Annotated in this window: 17 protein-coding genes; 4 read left to right on the top strand and 13 right to left on the bottom strand. The window is 67.9% G+C overall.

The window, feature by feature from the left end:
- Nucleotides 1-19: 19 nt before the first annotated feature.
- From GO308_RS17470 to GO308_RS17460, 3 genes are read left to right on the top strand one after another with little or no spacing between them, the layout of a single operon-like run.
- Nucleotides 20-430, top strand: a complete 411-nt coding sequence (locus tag GO308_RS17470; RefSeq protein ID WP_066480281.1) for a metallopeptidase family protein — start codon at nt 20-22, stop codon at nt 428-430.
- Nucleotides 427-1,014 (top strand): heme ABC exporter ATP-binding protein CcmA, encoded by a 588-nt coding sequence (gene ccmA / locus GO308_RS17465; RefSeq protein WP_240886314.1) that lies wholly within the window; start codon nt 427-429, stop codon nt 1,012-1,014. Before GO308_RS17470 ends, ccmA begins: the two co-directional genes overlap by 4 nt.
- A complete protein-coding gene (locus GO308_RS17460) occupies nt 1,011-1,655 on the top strand; it encodes a heme exporter protein CcmB (protein ID WP_240886313.1) in 645 nt (214 codons plus the stop codon). Before ccmA ends, GO308_RS17460 begins: the two co-directional genes overlap by 4 nt.
- A 138-nt stretch (nt 1,656-1,793) precedes the next feature.
- Here the strand turns inward: GO308_RS17460 and GO308_RS17455 are convergent, their stop codons facing one another.
- From GO308_RS17455 to GO308_RS17400, 12 genes are all read right to left on the bottom strand, one after another.
- Nucleotides 1,794-2,693, bottom strand: coding sequence for a class I SAM-dependent methyltransferase (locus GO308_RS17455; RefSeq protein ID WP_240886312.1), 900 nt, complete (start codon nt 2,691-2,693; stop codon nt 1,794-1,796).
- Between the two features lie 7 nt (nt 2,694-2,700).
- Entirely contained in the window at nt 2,701-4,101 is a 1,401-nt protein-coding gene (gene thrC, locus GO308_RS17450) for a threonine synthase (RefSeq protein WP_240886311.1), read from the bottom strand.
- Between the two features lie 45 nt (nt 4,102-4,146).
- Nucleotides 4,147-4,617, bottom strand: coding sequence for a DUF1203 domain-containing protein (locus GO308_RS17445; protein WP_240886310.1), 471 nt, complete (start codon nt 4,615-4,617; stop codon nt 4,147-4,149).
- 29 nt (nt 4,618-4,646) lie between these two features.
- Nucleotides 4,647-5,294 carry an SURF1 family protein gene (locus GO308_RS17440; protein WP_240886309.1) on the bottom strand — a complete coding sequence of 216 codons (648 nt, stop codon included), beginning with the start codon at nt 5,292-5,294 and terminating at the stop codon, nt 4,647-4,649.
- Nucleotides 5,291-5,638, bottom strand: a complete 348-nt coding sequence (locus GO308_RS17435) for a DUF983 domain-containing protein (protein WP_066547067.1) — start codon at nt 5,636-5,638, stop codon at nt 5,291-5,293. The genes GO308_RS17440 and GO308_RS17435 overlap by 4 nt, the downstream gene beginning before the upstream one ends.
- Nucleotides 5,639-5,660: 22 nt before the next feature.
- Nucleotides 5,661-6,170 (bottom strand): DUF3291 domain-containing protein, encoded by a 510-nt coding sequence (locus GO308_RS17430; protein ID WP_240886308.1) that lies wholly within the window; start codon nt 6,168-6,170, stop codon nt 5,661-5,663.
- Nucleotide 6,171: 1 nt separating this feature from the next.
- Nucleotides 6,172-7,080 carry a cytochrome c oxidase subunit 3 gene (locus GO308_RS17425; RefSeq protein WP_066482229.1) on the bottom strand — a complete coding sequence of 303 codons (909 nt, stop codon included), beginning with the start codon at nt 7,078-7,080 and terminating at the stop codon, nt 6,172-6,174.
- Between the two features lie 41 nt (nt 7,081-7,121).
- Complete coding sequence (locus GO308_RS17420) at nt 7,122-7,655, bottom strand: cytochrome c oxidase assembly protein (RefSeq protein WP_066482226.1); 534 nt, start codon at nt 7,653-7,655, stop codon at nt 7,122-7,124.
- Nucleotides 7,652-7,801, bottom strand: a complete 150-nt coding sequence (locus tag GO308_RS17415; RefSeq protein ID WP_197417189.1) for a hypothetical protein — start codon at nt 7,799-7,801, stop codon at nt 7,652-7,654. Before GO308_RS17415 ends, GO308_RS17420 begins: the two co-directional genes overlap by 4 nt.
- Entirely contained in the window at nt 7,789-8,697 is a 909-nt protein-coding gene (locus GO308_RS17410; RefSeq protein WP_240886307.1) for a heme o synthase, read from the bottom strand. Before GO308_RS17410 ends, GO308_RS17415 begins: the two co-directional genes overlap by 13 nt.
- Nucleotides 8,698-8,883: 186 nt before the next feature.
- A complete protein-coding gene (locus GO308_RS17405) occupies nt 8,884-10,173 on the bottom strand; it encodes an adenylosuccinate synthase (protein WP_066482277.1) in 1,290 nt (429 codons plus the stop codon).
- A gap of 49 nt (nt 10,174-10,222) precedes the next feature.
- A complete protein-coding gene (locus GO308_RS17400) occupies nt 10,223-13,657 on the bottom strand; it encodes a PAS domain-containing protein (RefSeq protein WP_240886306.1) in 3,435 nt (1,144 codons plus the stop codon).
- Between the two features lie 104 nt (nt 13,658-13,761).
- Between GO308_RS17400 and GO308_RS17395 the strand changes: the two genes are divergently transcribed.
- Nucleotides 13,762-14,766: a fumarylacetoacetate hydrolase family protein gene (locus tag GO308_RS17395; protein WP_240886305.1), complete on the top strand. Its 1,005-nt coding sequence runs from the start codon at nt 13,762-13,764 to the stop codon at nt 14,764-14,766.
- Between the two features lie 42 nt (nt 14,767-14,808).
- Here GO308_RS17395 and gyrB read toward each other — a convergent pair whose 3' ends face one another.
- Nucleotides 14,809-17,319: a DNA topoisomerase (ATP-hydrolyzing) subunit B gene (gene gyrB, locus GO308_RS17390; RefSeq protein WP_240886304.1), complete on the bottom strand. Its 2,511-nt coding sequence runs from the start codon at nt 17,317-17,319 to the stop codon at nt 14,809-14,811.
- Nucleotides 17,320-17,362: the final 43 nt, after the last annotated feature.

Genomic DNA, 17,362 nt, shown 5'->3' with positions numbered 1-17,362 from the left:
GACGCCTATGACCGTCGCGATGACCGAGCAAGCGCCTTTGATGCTGGCCCCCGATGCCGAGCGGATCGAGGCGATGGCGCGCGCCGTGCTCGCGACGATCCCCGAGCCGTTCGCCGCCCACCTCAGCGACGTCGTGCTGCTGGTCGAGGAGTTTGCCGACGACGCGACGCTCGACGCGATGGGGATCGAGGATCCGTTCGAACTGACCGGGCTCTATCATGGCCGGCCGGTGGGCGAAAAATCTGCCTTCGATGGGGTGACGCTGCCCGACCGCATCCACCTTTATCGTCGGCCGCTGCTCGACGAATGGGTCGACACCGGCGTCGCGCTCGACGCGCTGATTCGCCATGTCGTCATACACGAGGTCGGGCATCATTTCGGGCTGTCCGACGACGACATGCATGCGCTGGAGGACGCCGCCGGTCCGTGAACGCCGCGTCGCTCACCCTGGACGGCGTGGCGTGCGCGCGCGGCGGGCGGGTACTGTTCGCCGGGCTCAGCTGCGCCTTCGGCCCGGGCGATGCGGGCGTCGTCACCGGCCCCAACGGCATCGGCAAGTCGAGCCTGGTCGCGATGATCGCCGGGCTGCTGCCCCCCTTTGCCGGGCGGATCGCGCATGGCGGCGCACGGGCGCTGCTGAGTGAAGCCGCAGCGCTCGACCCGGAGCTCCCGCTCGCGCGCGCACTCGGCTTCTGGGCGGCAATCGACGGGCGAGGGGATGCGGTGGCGGACGCGCTGGCCGCAGTCGATCTCGCTCCGCTCGCCGACGTGCCGGTCCGCTTCCTGTCGACTGGCCAGCGCCGCCGCGCGGCGATGGCACGCGTGATCGCGAGCGGCGCGGCGATCTGGCTGCTCGACGAACCCGCCAATGGTCTCGACACCGCATCGGTCGCGCGACTGGCGGCAGTGATCGAGGCGCACCGCGCCGCCGGCGGCATCGCGCTGATCGCGACTCATTTCGACTTGGGCCTGGGCGGCACGATCCCGGTCACGTTGGCGGCACTCGACGCATGAGCGCGTTCGTCGCCATCGCCGCGCGGGAACTGCGCCGGGCGTGGACCAGCGGCGGGCTGGTGCTGCCGGTCGCCTTCTTCCTGCTCGCGACCATCATGTTCCCCTTCGCGATCGGGCCGGACGCGCGGCTGCTGGCACGGATTTCGGGCGGCGTGGTGTGGGCAGCCGCGCTGCTTGCCGCGTTGATGCCGGTTGAGCGACTGGTCGCGCCCGACCTGGAGTCGGGGGTGATCGATCAGTTCACGGTGCGCGGCCTGTCGCCGTCGCTGGTCGCGCTGGCCAAGATCCTCGGGCACTGGCTGGGCTTTGCGCCGCCCTTGCTGGCGGCGACGCTGATCGCCGCGGGGTTGCTCAACATGCCAGCCGATGTGCTGGCGAGGGTCATGCTCGGGCTGTTAATTGGTACGCCGGGGCTGGCGGCACTGGGGGTGGCGACCGCGGCATTGGTCGCGGGGCTGCGCGGCGGCGGCGGGATTGCCGGCCTGGTCATGCTGCCGCTCGCGGTGCCGCTCCTGATCTTCGGCGCGGGCGCGGTCGATGGCGGGGCGGCGTCGCTCAAGTTGCTCGGCGCGGTCAGCCTGGCGCTGACCGGCGGCGCGCCGTTCCTGGCGGGCGCGGCGATCCGGATGGGGCGAGGGTAAGTCTGCATGGTCCACCCATTCACGTCTATCCGTTCGTTTCGAGCGTAGTCGAGAAACGTCAAATGTCGCGCTGCGCTTCTCGACTTCGCTCGAAGCGAACGGACAGGATTGAGCGGGAACGTCCTTGCTGCCGCCCGCTCACCCCCGCGACCAGCGCGCAAAAATGGCAGTCGGCAGCACCAGTCCGCGTGCTTCCTCGCGCACGCCCAGCTCGCCGGCTTCGACCGTACCGCCCAGATGCGCGGTCGCCTGCGCGAGCAGCTCGCCGATCGCCAGCGCCGACATGCGCACCGCATAGACGGTCAGGAAGATGAAGCGCGACTCCGCATCGACCAGCCTGGCGACGTCGCCGATCATGCCGGCCAGGTGCTCCTCCAGCTTCCACACCTCGCCATTGGGCCCGCGGCCCCATTTGGGCGGGTCGAGGATGATGCCGTCATAACGGCGTCCGCGCCGCACCTCGCGCGCGGTGAACTTGCCCGCATCCTCGACCAGCCAGCGGATCGGCTTGTCCGCCAGGCCCGACAGCGCCGCATTGCCGCGGGCTGCATCGACCGATTTCTTCGACGCATCGACATGCACCATCCGCGCGCCTGCGGCGGACAGGGCGAGCGTGCCGACGCCGGTATAGCCGAACAGGTTCAGGCATTCTGGTTGCTGCGCAAGGCCGGCACCGTTCGCCAAAAGCTGCCCCCGCATCCACGTCCACACCGGCGCCATGTCGGGAAAGAAGCCGAGATGTCGGAACGGCGTCGGCTGCGCGTTGAAGCGCACGTCTTCCCAGCCCAGCGTCCACCCGTCGCGCGGCACCGGGCGATCGAATTGCCAGCGCCCACCGCCATCCTCGTCCGCGCCGGGCAGAAACTCGGCGTCCGCGGACCATTCGGCCGATGCCGGCGCCCACATCGCCTGCGGTTCGGGGCGAATGAAGCGATGCGGGCCATAGCGTTCCAGCTTGCGGCCATGCCCGCTGTCGACCAGGCCATAGTCCGCCCAGGGTTCGCCGATCATCGTGACCAGCGGGGGCAGGCCGCTCATGCCGCGCTCACCGCGCCGCGACCGCGCGTTCCGCGATATAGGCGGTCACCGCGTCGAACGTCGCGGGCAGCGTGTCGTACCGCTCCTCGCGCTCGAACAGGTCGCCGACCCGTGCCGGCAAGGTGGGGCGAACGCCACAGGCGCGCTCGACCGCGTCGCGGAACTTGGCCGGGTGCGCGGTCGCCAGCGTGACGACGGGCACCTCCGCGGGCAGGTCGGCGGCGCGCGCCGCTGCCAGACCGATCGCTGTGTGCGGATCAAGCACTTCGCCGCTTTCCGACGCGGTGCGGCGGATCGTCTCGGCGATCCCCGCGCCATCGATGCGCGCGCTGGTGAACAGCGCCGCCGCGGCCTCGCGCTGCGCGTTGGTCAGTTGCATCGCGCGTGAAGTCTCGAATCCACGCATCTGGGCCGCCATCGCCGCGCCGTCGCCATCGTTCAGGTCGAACAGCAGGCGTTCGAAGTTCGAGCTCACCTGGATGTCCATCGACGGCGCGACGGTGGGGGTGACCGTGCCGGCCGAATAGTCGCCGCTGGTCAGCGCGCGGTGCAGGATGTCGTTGACGTTGGTCGCGACGATCAGCTTCGCGACGGGCAGCCCCATCTGCGCGGCGACATAGCCCGCGAACACATCGCCGAAATTGCCGGTCGGCACGGCGAAGGCGACGGCACGTTCGGGCGCGCCCAGCCGGACGGCGGCATGGAAATAATAGACCACCTGCGCCATCAGGCGCGCCCAGTTGATCGAATTGACCGCCGACAGCGTGAAGCGCGCGGCGAAACCGGGGGCGTTGAACATCGCCTTCACCAGTGCCTGCGCGTCGTCGAAACTGCCCTCGATCGCGATATTGTAGACGTTGGGCGCGCGCACCGTCGTCATCTGGCGGCGCTGGACATCGGATACCCGGCCCTTGGGATGGAGCATGAAGATGTCGACATGCTCGCGCCCCGCCAGTGCGTCGATCGCCGCCGACCCGGTGTCGCCGCTGGTCGCGCCGATCACCGTCAGATGCTGGTCGCTGCCGGTCAGGAAATGCTCGAACAACAGGCCCAGAAACTGGAGCGCCACATCCTTGAAGGCGAGTGTCGGGCCGTGGAACAGCTCGAGCAGCCAGTGCCGCGCATCGAGCTGGACCAGCGGGGTGACCGCAGCATGCGAGAAGCGCGCATAGGCCTGATCGCACAGTCCGCGCAGCGCGGCATCGTCGAGCGATCCCGCCGCGAAAGGGCGCATCACCCGGAATGCGGTTTCCGCATAACTCAGGCCGCGCAGCGCCGCGATCTCTTCACGGCTCAGGCTGGGCCACGTTTCCGGGACATAGAGCCCGCCGTCAGTCGCCAGCCCGGCCAGCGTCGCGCCTCGAAAATCCAGGATGGGGGCTGCCCCGCGCGTGCTGCGATACTTCATCGCCGCGCGGCTTAGCGGGCAGGGCGCGGCCCGGCAAGCATCGGGTCAGGCCGCGCGCACCGCCCGCGCCGCATAACATCCAGGTCCGGCATAATGGAGATGAAGCTCGTCGACCGCATCCGTCGCCAGCATCGCGTCGATCGCCGGGGCGATGTCGGCACCCGGCACGACCGTCGCGTCGACCATCATGCCCTCGCAGTCAAAGGCGCGCAGCGACATCATCCGGTGCGCGAACAGGGCGGGGACCTCGTCCACCGCGGGCGTCGCGCGCACCGCGCCGGCACGGACATAGACAGCGTGGCTGGCGTGGAAGGGCGTGGCGGCGGGCTGATGGGTAAAGTGGGTCAGGATCAGCGTTTCGCCGACCGCCGCATCGACCAGGCTGACGCGGCAGGGAAAGCCGGGGCTCGAATCGGCAACGACGCGCCGCGCGTTGCGCTTTGTCAGCTCGGCGTCCGACAAGTGGTGGAGCGCGGCGAAAGGCGCGGGATCGAGCGCGATAATCCGGAACGGCATGACGGGTCTCCATCGGGAACCCGGATTGGTTAGGGGGCCGGGGGTGCCCCGGCATCCCGCGACTTGTCATCAAAACGCTGTCCCCGCCGACGCAGCGCCAGGACGTAGATGGCGCCGGCGATCGCTGCGAACAGGAACCACTGTACGGCATAGGCGAGGTGGTTGTTGGGCACCGCCGACGGATCGGGGCGGCGGCTGGGGGCAAAGCCGGGGGCGGGGGTTTCGGCGACCAGCATCAGCGTGACCGGCTGGCCGCCGCCGGTCAGCGCCCGCCATAGTCCCGACCCCTCTGCGCGCGTCGTCGTGATCGTGCCCGTCACTTCGCCACCGCGCCAGTCGGGCCTGCGATCGGGCGTCTTTGACACGCCCATGTCGATGCTGAGCAGCGGCCCCTCCGCGCCGGTGCGGCAATCGGCGATGTGACGCCAGCCCAGACTGCCCGCGCCCTCCGTACGCCAGTCGATCACCTCGAGGCACAACGCGCTCGCCCGGCGGAACAGATGGGCATCGCCGCCGAAGCGCGGGAACGCCATCACCGGTTTGGTCAGGTTGGCGCGATATTGCGCGATCAGCGCCGCCTTCTCGCCGCGTCGGTCGAGCTGCCAGATCCCCAGCCCGATCATCGCGGCGATGGCCATGGCAACGATCGCGGTGGGAATGACCGGCCAGCGTGTCATTCGCCATCCCCGTCGACGATTCGCCCCTCGCGGGCGGCGTTGCGATATTCGAGCGCGATCAGTGCCGCCTTGGTCAGCCGCAGCGCCGCGACGATCGTGACGAGCCCGAGCGGCAGCCACAGGAGCAGGTGCACCCACCAGGCCGGGCTGAACGCCAGCTCGACCATGACCGCGAGCACGGTAATCAGCGTGCCGAGGATCAGCGTCAGAAATGCCGCAGGGCCGTCACCGACGTTGAACGCGCCGAAATCAAGGCCGCAAGCACGGCAGTGTTGCGCGAAGCGCACGGTTCCCGCGAACAGGGTCGGCGCGCGGCATCGCGGGCACAGGCCCTTCACCGCCATCTCGGCCAGTCCGGGCTGGGCGTCAGGCGTGGCCGACGCACCAGGGGTCGGGACCCATGTCGACCGGCCCATGTCCGGTGCCGGGGCGGGGGTGGATCGATTTGAAGGTGAAGGCCCGCTCATGCGGCCCATAACGATCGAGCAGCCAAAGTCGTGCCAGCGCATCGTCGATGGTCGGGCGCGTGCCGGCCGGAACCCACCACAACGCCTGATAAGCGCCGTCGAAACGCTCGAACCAGCTGCGGCGTTGCGCCATCACGGGGGTATGCGCGCTGCGATAGACGAAGGCGAACAGCGCGTCCGCATCCTTCCAGACCGACAGGTTCACGATCAGCCGCGGGTCCGGCGTCGGCTGATAGGCGGTGGCGTTGCCGCCATTGTCCTGCAGCCGCCACACAAAGCCGGGCGATGCATCGGCGATGGCATTGATGCGGTCGAGCTCGGCGAAAAAACCGGCGACTTGGCGGTCGTCGGACGGCGCGACGAGCCGCCCGATATTGACCTGTGCAAGCTGCCAGTCGCCGGCATCCATCCTAGTGGATTTCGGCGCCCCAGCCGCCCCAGACATAGACGACGACGAACAGGAACAGCCACACGACGTCGACGAAATGCCAATACCAGGCGGCGGCTTCGAACCCGAAATGCTGGCGCGGGGTAAAGTGGCCGGCATAGGCGCGATAGAGGCAAACCATCAGGAACAGCGTGCCGATGATGACGTGGAAGCCGTGAAAGCCGGTCGCCATGTAGAAGGCCGAGCTGTAGTTGGACTGGCCGAACGGGAAGGGTGCGTGGGCATATTCATATGCCTGGACGGCGCTGAAGATCAGGCCGAGGATGATCGTCAGCCACAGACCCTTTTTCAGGCCGTCATGCTCGCCGACGCCGATCAGGCCCCACAGCCCCTTCATCTCGCCGCCGCGCTCGCCGTGGATCAGGGCATGATGCGCCCAGGTTACCGTGGTGCCGGACAGCAGGAGGATGAAGGTGTTGAGCAGCGGGAAGTGGAACGGGTCGATGACCTCCAGCCCCTTGGGCGGCCAGCTCAGCAGCGCGTTCGCGCCGTCCTGGCCGATCAGGTTGGCGACGCCGCTTTCGGTGATTTCGAGCGGCACCGGGAACAGCGAGAAATCGAACCACGACCAGAACCAGCCGACGAAGAACATCACTTCCGACGCGATGAACAGGATCATGCCATAGCGCAGGTGCAGCTGGACGACGGGGGTATGATCGCCGGCATGCGCCTCGCGCACCACGTCCGCCCACCACGATCCCATGAAGAACAGCAGCGCGATCATCGCCACGCCAAAGATCGCCGGGCCGCCGGCCGCGTCGCGCATCCACATGATGCCGCCGGCCGCCGCGCCGAACGCGGCGAGCGAGCACATCATCGGCCAGATGCTGGGGGGAAGAATGTGATAATCGTGGTTCTTGGCGCCGGCCATGATCCGTCCTTGGTCCGTGGGTTCGTTGATCCGGTCGTGCTCTAGCTTGCGCTTTTGCCAGAATCCACCGGGTAAAATGTGTAGGACAGCGTAATTGCGGTAACGTCCTTGGCGTCCGGGTCGTCGGCGATGCGCGGATCGACATAGTAGATCACCGGCATCCGCACTTCCTCGCCGGGCTTGAGCGTCTGTTCGCTGAAGCAGAAGCATTGGATCTTGGTGAAATACTGGCCCGCAATCGCCGGGGTGACGTTGAAGCTGGCGGTGCCCGTGACGGTCCTGTCCGAACGGTTGCGCGCGATGAAATAGGTCATCTCGCGTGCGCCGACCGTCACCTGCTCGGCGCGCACTGACGGCTTGAAGTCCCAAGCGAGCGACTGTGCGGTGTTGCTATCGAACCGCACCGTCACCTGACGGTCGATCGCGCCCGGTGCCGCCTGGCCACGCTGGGTCGTTCCGTTCAATCCCGTGACCTGGCAGAATATCCGGTAGAGCGGGACGCTGGCATAGCCCAGCCCGCCCATGCCGACGACGCCGGCCGCCGCGAGCAATGCGGTGCGCAGATTGCGGGTCATCCGCCCATCCCCGCGCGAATCTTGGCGATGGTGATCGCGAACATCAGGATGCAGAAGCCGCCCAGCATCAACGCCATCACGCGTGCGCGGGCGCGCTGGCGGGCGCGGATCGCCTCGCTTTTCTGGAGGGGGGTCAAAGGATCCATTTGTCGATCACCAATACGCCAAAGAGGATGAAGAGGTAGAGGATGGAAAAGGCGAAAAGCTTCTTTTCCGGCTTCATTTTATCGTCCACAGCCGGCACGCGCGTCGCGACGATCGCCGCATACCAGCCGAAGATCACGCCCGTCACGATCGCCGTTATACCGTAGAGCCCGCCGGCCAGCCCCAGCGGCCACGGCGCGATCGCAGCTGCCACCATCGGGATGGTGTAGAGCCCGACCTGCCGCCGGGTCGAGCGTTCGCCGGCAACCACCGGCATCATCGGCACGCCGGCATTGGCATAATCGGTGCGCACGAAAAGCGCGAGCGCCCAGCTGTGCGGCGGGGTCCACAAGAAGATGATGAGGAACATGAGAATCGGCAGCGCAGAGACGTCGCCGGTCGCCGCCGCCCAGCCGATCAGCGGCGGAAACGCGCCCGCCGCCCCGCCGATCACGATGTTCTGGGGGGTGCGGCGCTTCAGCCAAACGGTATAGATCAAAACATAATAGAGGATCGATAGCGCCAGGATTCCCGCCGCGACATAGTTGAGCGCGAGGCCCATCAGCACGACCGACAGCACCCCGGTGCCGACACCGAAGTGCAGCGCGGTCTGGCGGTCCATCCGGCCTGCGGGCAGCGGCCGTCCGGCCGTCCGCTTCATCAGCGCGTCGATGTCGCTTTCATACCATTGGTTGAGCGCCGCCGCCGCCCCGGCGCCGAGCGCGATGCACAGGATCGCGGTGAAGCCCAGGACCGGATCGATGCCGCCCGGCGCGGCGAGCATCCCGGCCAGCCCCGAATAGACGACCAGCGTCATCACGCGCGGCTTGGTCAGCGCGAGGAAATCGCGCCAATCGGCGGGCAGCGTCACGGGTTGGGCAGGGGTCACGATGGTCATGTCTGCTTTGAAAGCCTCTTTATCAACCCCAAACCCCGCTCATCCTCAGTAGGGACTGAGCCTGGCGAAGGCCCGTATCGAAGGACGCAGAGGTCGCGTGCGTCCTTCGATACGCCGCTTCGGCAAGCTCAGCGGCTACTCAGGATGAGCGGGCGAAGAAGAAATATGATTCTATCTGCGTACCCTTCAATCCGCGAAGGGGTCACGGACCAGAATGGTGTCCTGGCGCTCGGGGCTGGTCGACACGAGCGCCACCGGGCACTGGATCAACTCCTCGATCCGGCGGACATATTTGATCGCCTGCGCGGGCAGATCGGCCCAGCTGCGCGCGCCCGCGGTCGATTCGTGCCAGCCCGCCATCGTTTCATAGACCGGCTCGACCGCTGCCTGGTCCCCGGCATGGGCCGGGAAATGGTCCAGCGTCGCGCCGGCCAGGCGATAGCCGGTGCAGATGCGGATCTCGTCGAACCCGTCGAGCACGTCCAGCTTGGTGAGCGCAATGCCGGTCACGCCCGACACCGCGACCGACTGACGCACCAGCACCGCGTCGAACCAGCCGCAGCGGCGCTTGCGCCCGGTCACGGTGCCGAACTCACGCCCCCGTTCGCCTAGCCGCTCACCGGTCGCGTCCGCCAGCTCGGTGGGGAAGGGGCCGGAGCCGACCCGGGTCGTATAGGCCTTGGCGATGCCGAGCACGAAGCCGACCGCGCCCGGCCCCAGTCCCGACCCGCCCGCCGCGGTGCCCGCGATGGTGTTGGACGAGGTGACGAAGGGATAGGTGCCGTGGTCGATGTCGAGCAGCACGCCCTGCGCGCCTTCGAACAGGATGCGGCGGCCCCGCGCGCGCGCCTCGTTCAGTTCGCGCCACACCGGGCGCGCGTAGGGCAGGACGAAGCCGGCGATCTCGCGCAACTGCGCCAGCAGCTCGGCGCGGTCGATCGCCGCGACGCCGAAACCGGCGCGCAGCGCGTCGTGATGCGCGGTCAGCCGGTCGAGCTGGGGATCGAGCGTGTCGAGATGGGCGAGGTCGCACACCCGGATCGCGCGCCGCCCGACCTTGTCCTCATAGGCGGGACCGATGCCACGCCGCGTCGTCCCGATCTTGCCGGCACCACTTGCATCCTCGCGCAGCGCGTCGAGGTCGCGGTGAAAGGGCAGGATCAGCGCGCAATTGTCCGCGATCATCAGTGTCTCGGGAGTCACCGCGACGCCCTGGCCGCGCAGCCGTTCGACCTCGTCGCGCAGCGCCCAGGGGTCCAGCACGACGCCGTTGCCGATGACGCTGGGCGTGCCGCGCACGATGCCCGACGGCAGCAGCGACAGTTTATAGACCTGTTCGCCGACCACCAGCGTATGACCGGCATTGTGTCCGCCCTGAAACCGCACGACGATGTCGGCGCGTTCGGCCAGCCAGTCGACGATCTTGCCCTTGCCCTCGTCGCCCCATTGGGCGCCGATCACTGCCACATTGGCCACATTGCTTCCTTCGCTGCCGCCGGTTTTGCGGTCCCGGCGACCGGACGCCCTAGTGCGATGCGGCGCGGTCGTCCACCGCCATGACGCGCGGCGAGGGTGAATCCAGCGCCGCGCGTACCCGCCGGGCCAGCGCATCGACGGTAAACGGCTTGACCAGCAGCTCGGTCGTGGTGACGCCGGGGATGCCGGGCAGGTCGGCGGCGGCCGCGTCGCGGACATGGCCACTGGTAAAGAGCACCGCCAGCCCGGGGCGATGCCGGCGCGCGGCGGCGGCGAGCTCGGTGCCCAGCATCCCCGGCATCACCACGTCGGTGAACAGCAGGTCGACCGGCTGGCCCTGGCCGAGCAACGCAAGCGCGGCGTCCGCCGACGCGGCTTCGTGGACGACATAACCCAGTTCGCGCAGCGCCTCGCACGAATAGGCGCGAACCCTCGCCTCATCCTCGACGACCAGGATATGCTCGCCCCGGCCGACCGGCGTGTCTTCCGATTTGACCAGGTCGATGCCCGGATCCGCGTTGCCCCGATCGAGCGGCAGCAGCATCCGCACCGTCGTCCCCTGATTCTCGGCACTGTCGATCGTCACGTGCCCCCCCGATTGCCGGACGAATCCGAACACCTGGCTCAGCCCCAGCCCGGTGCCCTTGCCCACATCCTTGGTGGTGAAGAACGGGTCGAACGCACGCTCCAGCACCGCGGGGGACATGCCCATGCCCGAATCGGATACCGCGATCTCGACATAGTCGCCGGCATCCACCCCCAGCCGCGCGGCCTGGTCCTGGCTCAGCTGGCGGTTGACCGTGGCGATCGTCAATCGGCCGCCGCGCGGCATCGCATCGCGCGCGTTGACGCCCAGATTGAGGATCGCATTTTCGAGCTGGCCGGGATCGACCCGCGCATTGCCCAGATCGGCGGCGAGCCAGGTTTCGACCTGCACGCTCTCGCCCAGTGTCCGGTTGAGCAGGTCGATCATCCCGCGCACCATCGCGTTCACGTCGATCGTGCGCGGCTCCAGCGTCGACCGGCGGGAAAAGGCGAGCAGCCGGCGCACCAATGCGGCCGCCCGCTCGGCCCCGTCGCGCGCGGCGACGACGTAACGGGTGATGTCCCGCTCGCCGCGCGCCATCCGCCGCTCGAGCAGGTCGAGCGCGCCAATGACAACGGCGAGCATGTTGTTGAAATCGTGCGCAATGCCGCCGGTCAGCTGGCCGACCGCCTCCATCTTCTGGGCCTGGCGCAACTGGTCCTGCGCCGCCAGCAGCTCGCGCGTGCGCGCCTCGACCGCGTGCTCCAGCTCGACGCGCGATCGGCTGAGCACTTCGCGCGCGTCGACGATCTCCTGGATGTCGGTGCATGTACCGAACCAGCGGGTGATCCGTCCCTGATCGTCGCGCACCGGCTGGGCGCGCCCCAGCACCCAGCGATAGACGCCGCTCACATGGCGCAGGCGATATTCGATGTGATAGGGCTCGCCCGTCGCCAGGCTGTGCGACCATGCGGCGATCGAACGCGCCTGGTCTTCGGGGTGAAAGATGCCGTTCCACAGTTCGCCGTCGGTCGAGCCATAAGGAACGCCGGTATATTCATACCAGCGGTCGTTGAAATAATCATGATAGCCGTCGGGGCGCGTCGACCAGATCATCTGGTCGACCGAATTGGTGATCGCGCGGAACTTGGCCTCGCTTTCCCTGAGCGCGCTGAGTGCGGCCAGGCGACCGACCGCGTCCCAGGTGATTTCCGCCACCGCCTCGACCAGCGCGATTTCATCCGCGCTCCAGTCGCGCGGCGCGGCGCTGCCGACATGCAGGCTCGCGACCCATTCGCCCGCGCGCAGGAGCGGCACGCCGATGCCCGACACCACGGTCCACGACCCGATCGTTTCCTGAAAATCCGGGTCCTCGCGCGCATCGCGCGACAGGATCGTCTGCCCCGATCGATAGCGGTTCAGGATCGTCTCCCCGAGCCGATCGACCGGCACGCTGCCCTGCGTCGGTGGCAATGCGCCCGACGTCCAGCAAGGGCCGAACACCATCCGGTTTTCGCGCACCTGAAAAAACCCGGCACGGTCGAGGCCGAGCTGGGCCGCCAGCGCCTCCGCGGTCTCGCGCATCACGGCTTCCGGGGTCTCCAGCCGCCGCTGACGGTCGGCAAGCCGGTAGATGAACGACTGGGTCTCGGTCGTGGCATGCAGCGTTTCGACCGCGGCGCGCGCGCGTTCCTCGGCTTCGTAGCGGCGCGTGATGTCGAAACTGATGCCGGCAAAGCGCAGCGGCGACCCGTCGGGCGCATAGGTGACCCGGCCCTGCACCGCGATCCAGCGCACGTCGCCGGCGTCCCGGACGACGCGATACTCGACGTCATACGGCGCGCCGGTGGTCAGGCTTTCCTCGATCGCCGCCGAGACGCGCGGCAGGTCGTCGGGATGGATTGCGGGAAAGAAGGCGTTGACGTCGATCCCGCGTGCCGACTCGGCGCCCGACATGCCGTAAAGTTCGGCGAAGCGTGCGTCGCTGATCACCAGCCCGGTGGTGAGGTCCCAGTCCCAGGTGCCCAGGCCGCTCGACGAATCGAGCGCCAGCTTCAGCCGGTCCTCGCTCGCGCGCAGCGCCATTTCCGCGCGTGCACGCTCGGTGATGTCGACGACCTGGATCAGGACCCCCACCATCGTGCCCCCCGCGTCGCGGAACGGCTGGAAAGCGAAATCGACCAGCCGTTCCTCGGGTGTATCCTGGCCGGCGCGATGCACCCAGACACTGCGCCCCTCGCCGCGATAGGCCTGGCCGGTCGCCCACACCCGGTCGAGCAGTTCGACATAGCCCTGCTCGACGAGCTCGGGCATCACCTCGGCGACCGGTCGCCCCTCCAGCTGGTCGCGCCCGACCAGCTCGCGATAACCGGGATTGGCCAGTTCGTGGACATGCTCCGGCCCGATCGCCAGCGCGGCCGCCGCGGGCGTCTGTGCGAACAGCTCGCGCAGACGGGTGATCTCCGCTGTCTGCACCCGCTCCGCCAGGACCAGCCTTGTGGTTTCGTTGCCATGGTTGAGCACGCCTGCGATCCGGCCGTTTTCGTCGCGGATCGGCGTGAAGCTGTAGGTCCAGTAGGTTTCCCGGGGCACGCCGTCGCGCTCCATGCGCAACAACTGATCATAGGAAGCGTGGCCGATCCCGCTCGCCATCACGCTTTCGAACTGGGGACCGACGACGTCCCAGATGTCGTGCCACACCTCGCGCGCGGGGCGGGCGAGCGCGCCTGGGTGGCGATCCGCCGGAATCGGAGCCCAGGCGTCGTTGTAGAGCAGCCAGAGCGGCTCGCCCCAGTAGATCGCGGTCGGATAGCTCGACGCCAGGCAGAGATCGAGCGCGAAGCGCAGGGCCTGCGGCCAGCTTTCCGGCACGCCGAGCGGGTGCGCCGACCAGTTGATCGCGCGAATACGCGCCGCCATCTCGCCAGGATGATCGAGAAAGCCGAAGGAACTGGTCATCGCCACCGGATGGTGGCAGGCAACGCCGGTGTCAACAACCCCGACCGGTCCTCCGTCTGCCAGCACGGAATTCCGGGCGGTGCTGCAACCCATTGGGAGAGAACATGAAATTAGCCAGTCTCAAACATGGCCGCGACGGTCGCCTGGTGGTCGTGTCCAGCGATCTGGCGTGGTGCGCCGATGCGACGAACATCGCGCCGACATTGCAGGCGGCGCTGGACGATTGGGACAGGCTGGCACCGGCGCTGCGCAACCTCGCCGTCGACCTTGAGCACGAGGCGATCCCGCGCGAGCGCTTCCACGAGCGCGAGGCCGCCTCGCCGCTGCCGCGCGCCTATCAATGGGCCGACGGATCGGCCTATGTGAACCATGTCGCACTGGTCCGGCAGGCCCGCGGCGCGGAGCTTCCGGACAGCTTCTGGCACGACCCGCTGATGTATCAGGGCGGGTCCGACGCGTTCCTGGCGCCGCGCGACCCGATCCCGCTCAAGGACGAAAGCTGGGGCTGCGATCTGGAGGGCGAGGTCGTCGTCGTGACCGGTGACGTGCCGATGGGGGCGAGCCGCGACGAAGCGCTGGCAGCGGTCCGCCTGGTCGGGCTGACCAACGACGTGTCGCTGCGCAACCTCATTCCCGGCGAACTGGCCAAGGGCTTCGGCTTTTTCCAGTCCAAGCCGGCCAGCGCCTTTTCGCCGGTGTTCGTGACGCCCGACGCGCTTGGAGACTGGTGGCGCGACGGCAAGCTCCATCGCAAGCTGATGGTCGATCTGAACGGCAGGCCCTTCGGGCGCGCCGACGCGGCCGAGGACATGACCTTCGACTTCGGCACGCTGATCGCGCACGCCGCGCGCACGCGGACGCTGGGGGCGGGGACGATCATCGGTTCGGGCACGGTGTCCAACCGCGACGCCGATGGCGGACCGGGCAAGCCGGTGGCCGAAGGCGGGGTCGGCTACAGCTGCATCGCCGAAATCCGCATGATCGAGACGATCCGCGACGGCACGCCATCGACGCCGTTCCTGAAGGCCGGCGACCGGGTGCGCATCTGGATGGAGGATGATCGCCACCACCCGATCTTCGGCGCGATCGAGCAGACGGTTGTCGGATGAGGACGGTCCGGGCGGGATCGCGCATCCCGTCCCGGACCCGGCTCACACGTCTAGATTGGCGACGCTCAGCGCATTTTCCTGGATGAATTCGCGGCGCGGTTCGACCACATCGCCCATCAGGCGGGTGAAAATCTCGTCCGCGACGTCGGCCTGGTCGACGGTCACGCGCAGCATCGCGCGGTTCTGGGGATCGAGCGTGGTTTCCCACAACTGCTCGGCGTTCATTTCGCCCAGTCCCTTGTAGCGCTGGATCGACAGTCCCTTGCGCCCCGCCGCCAAGATCGCGGCGAGCAGTTCGGAGGGGCGCGACACGAGCGATTCGCCCTTGCCCAACGCGGCGGGTTCGTCGCCATTCTCGTCCGCGCCACCGGCCTCCGCCTCGCCCGACGCGGCGGCGTCGACGGCGGCGTTCTTCAGCGGCACCAGCCGCGCCAGACCCTGGTAGCTGGCGACTTCCTCGCTCGCCAGCGCGTGCAGCTTGCGCGCTTCGGCGGAGGCGACGAAGGCGGGCTCGATGATGTGATGATCAGTGACGCCGCGCCACAGCCGGCGGAAATGATAGCCGCCCTCGCCGGTGACCTCGACCGACCAGCGCGCCTCGCGATCGCTCAGCTCGAGCGCGCGCGCCACCGGATCGGCGCGTGACGCGCGTTCGGCGCGCGGCGCTTCGGGGTCGAGCGCGCCGGTCAGCGCCAGCGTCTCGACGATCACCGGATCATAGCGACGCGGGACATAGCGCATCAGCGTGCGCATCCGCCGTGCATGATCGACCAGCGCGCGCAGATCGGCGCCGGTGCGGCGCGCGCCCGCGGCGGTATCGAGCGCGTTGGCCGCCACGCCTGCTTCGACCAGATAGGCGTCGAGCGCGGCATCGTCCTTCAGATAGACTTCGGAGCGGCCTTTCGTGGCCTTGTACAATGGCGGCTGCGCGATGAAGAGGTGCCCGTTCTCGATGATCTCGGGCATCTGGCGATAGAAGAAGGTGAGCAGCAGGGTGCGGATATGCGCGCCGTCGACATCGGCGTCGGTCATGATCACGATCTTGTGATAGCGCAGCTTGGCGATGTTGAAATCGTCGCGGCCGATGCCGGTGCCCATCGCCTGGATCAGCGTGCCGATCTCGCGGCTCGACAGCATCCGGTCAAAGCGCGCGCGCTCGACGTTCAGGATCTTGCCCCTGAGCGGCAGGATTGCCTGGAAATGCCGGTCGCGGCCCTGTTTGGCGCTGCCGCCCGCCGAATCGCCCTCGACCAGGAACAGTTCCGACTTGGCGGGGTCGCGCTCCTGGCAATCGGCCAGCTTGCCGGGCAGGCTGGCGATATCCATCGCGCCCTTGCGCCGGGTCAGTTCGCGTGCCCGCTTGGCGGCTTCGCGCGCGGCGGCGGCGTCGATCACCTTCTGGATGATCGCACGGGCATGGGCGGGGTTTTCCTCCAGCCATTCGGCCAGCTTGTCGGCCATCAGGCTTTCGAGCGGCTGGCGCACTTCGGAGCTGACCAGCTTGTCCTTGGTCTGGCTTGAAAACTTGGGGTCCGGCAGCTTGACGGAGACGATGGCGGTCAGCCCCTCGCGCATGTCGTCGCCGGTGAGGGAGACTTTCTCCTTCTTCAGCATCCCCGACTTGTCGGCATAATTGTTGAGCGTGCGGGTCAGCGCCGCGCGGAATGCCGCCAGATGCGTACCGCCGTCGCGCTGGGGGATGTTGTTGGTGAAGGCGAGGACATTTTCGTAATAGCTGTCGTTCCACTCCAGCGCGACGTCTATGCCGACATCGTCGCGATGGCCGTTGATCGCCACCGGCTCGGGCATCAGGGGCTGCTTGTTGCGGTCGAGATATTTGACGAACGCGGCGATCCCGCCTTCGTAGAACAGCTCGATCTGCCGGGGCTCTTCGTGCCGGGCGTCGTTGAGGAACAGCCGCACGCCCGAATTGAGGAAGGCGAGCTCGCGATAGCGGTGCTCGAGCTTGTCGAAATCGAACTCGGTGATCTTGAAGGTGGCGGGGCTGGGCAGGAAGGTGACGCGCGTGCCCTTCTTTCCGGCGGGCGCCGGGCCGACCACCTTGAGCGGCGCCACCGCGTCACCGAACGCGAACCGCATGTAATGTTCCTGGCCGTCGCGCCAGATGGTAAGGTCGAGCCATTCGGACAGCGCGTTGACGACGCTGACGCCGACGCCGTGCAGCCCGCCCGATACCTTGTACGCGTTGGTGTCCGACGTGTTCTCGAACTTTCCGCCTGCGTGCAGCTGGGTCATGATGACCTCTGCCGCCGACACGCCTTCCTCGGCATGGATGCCGGTCGGAATGCCGCGGCCATTGTCCTCGACCGACACCGAGCCGTCGGCGTTGAGCGTGATGTCGATCCGGTCGCAATGACCGGCCAGCGCTTCGTCGATCGCATTGTCGGAGACCTCGAACACCATGTGGTGCAGGCCGGAGCCGTCATCGGTGTCGCCGATATACATGCCGGGGCGTTTGCGCACCGCGTCGAGGCCCTTCAGGACCTTGATCGAATCTGCGCCATAATCATTGGAATTGGGGTCGGTTGCCATAGCGAGGATATAGGGAGTGGCGGGGGTCAGGGAAAGCAAAATG

This window comes from Sphingomonas sp. SFZ2018-12 (assembly GCF_022496715.1).
Classification (GTDB): Bacteria; Pseudomonadota; Alphaproteobacteria; order Sphingomonadales; family Sphingomonadaceae; genus Sphingomonas.
Note: the sequence above shows the minus strand (reverse complement) of the source record. Positions and strands in the feature narration are given on the sequence as shown.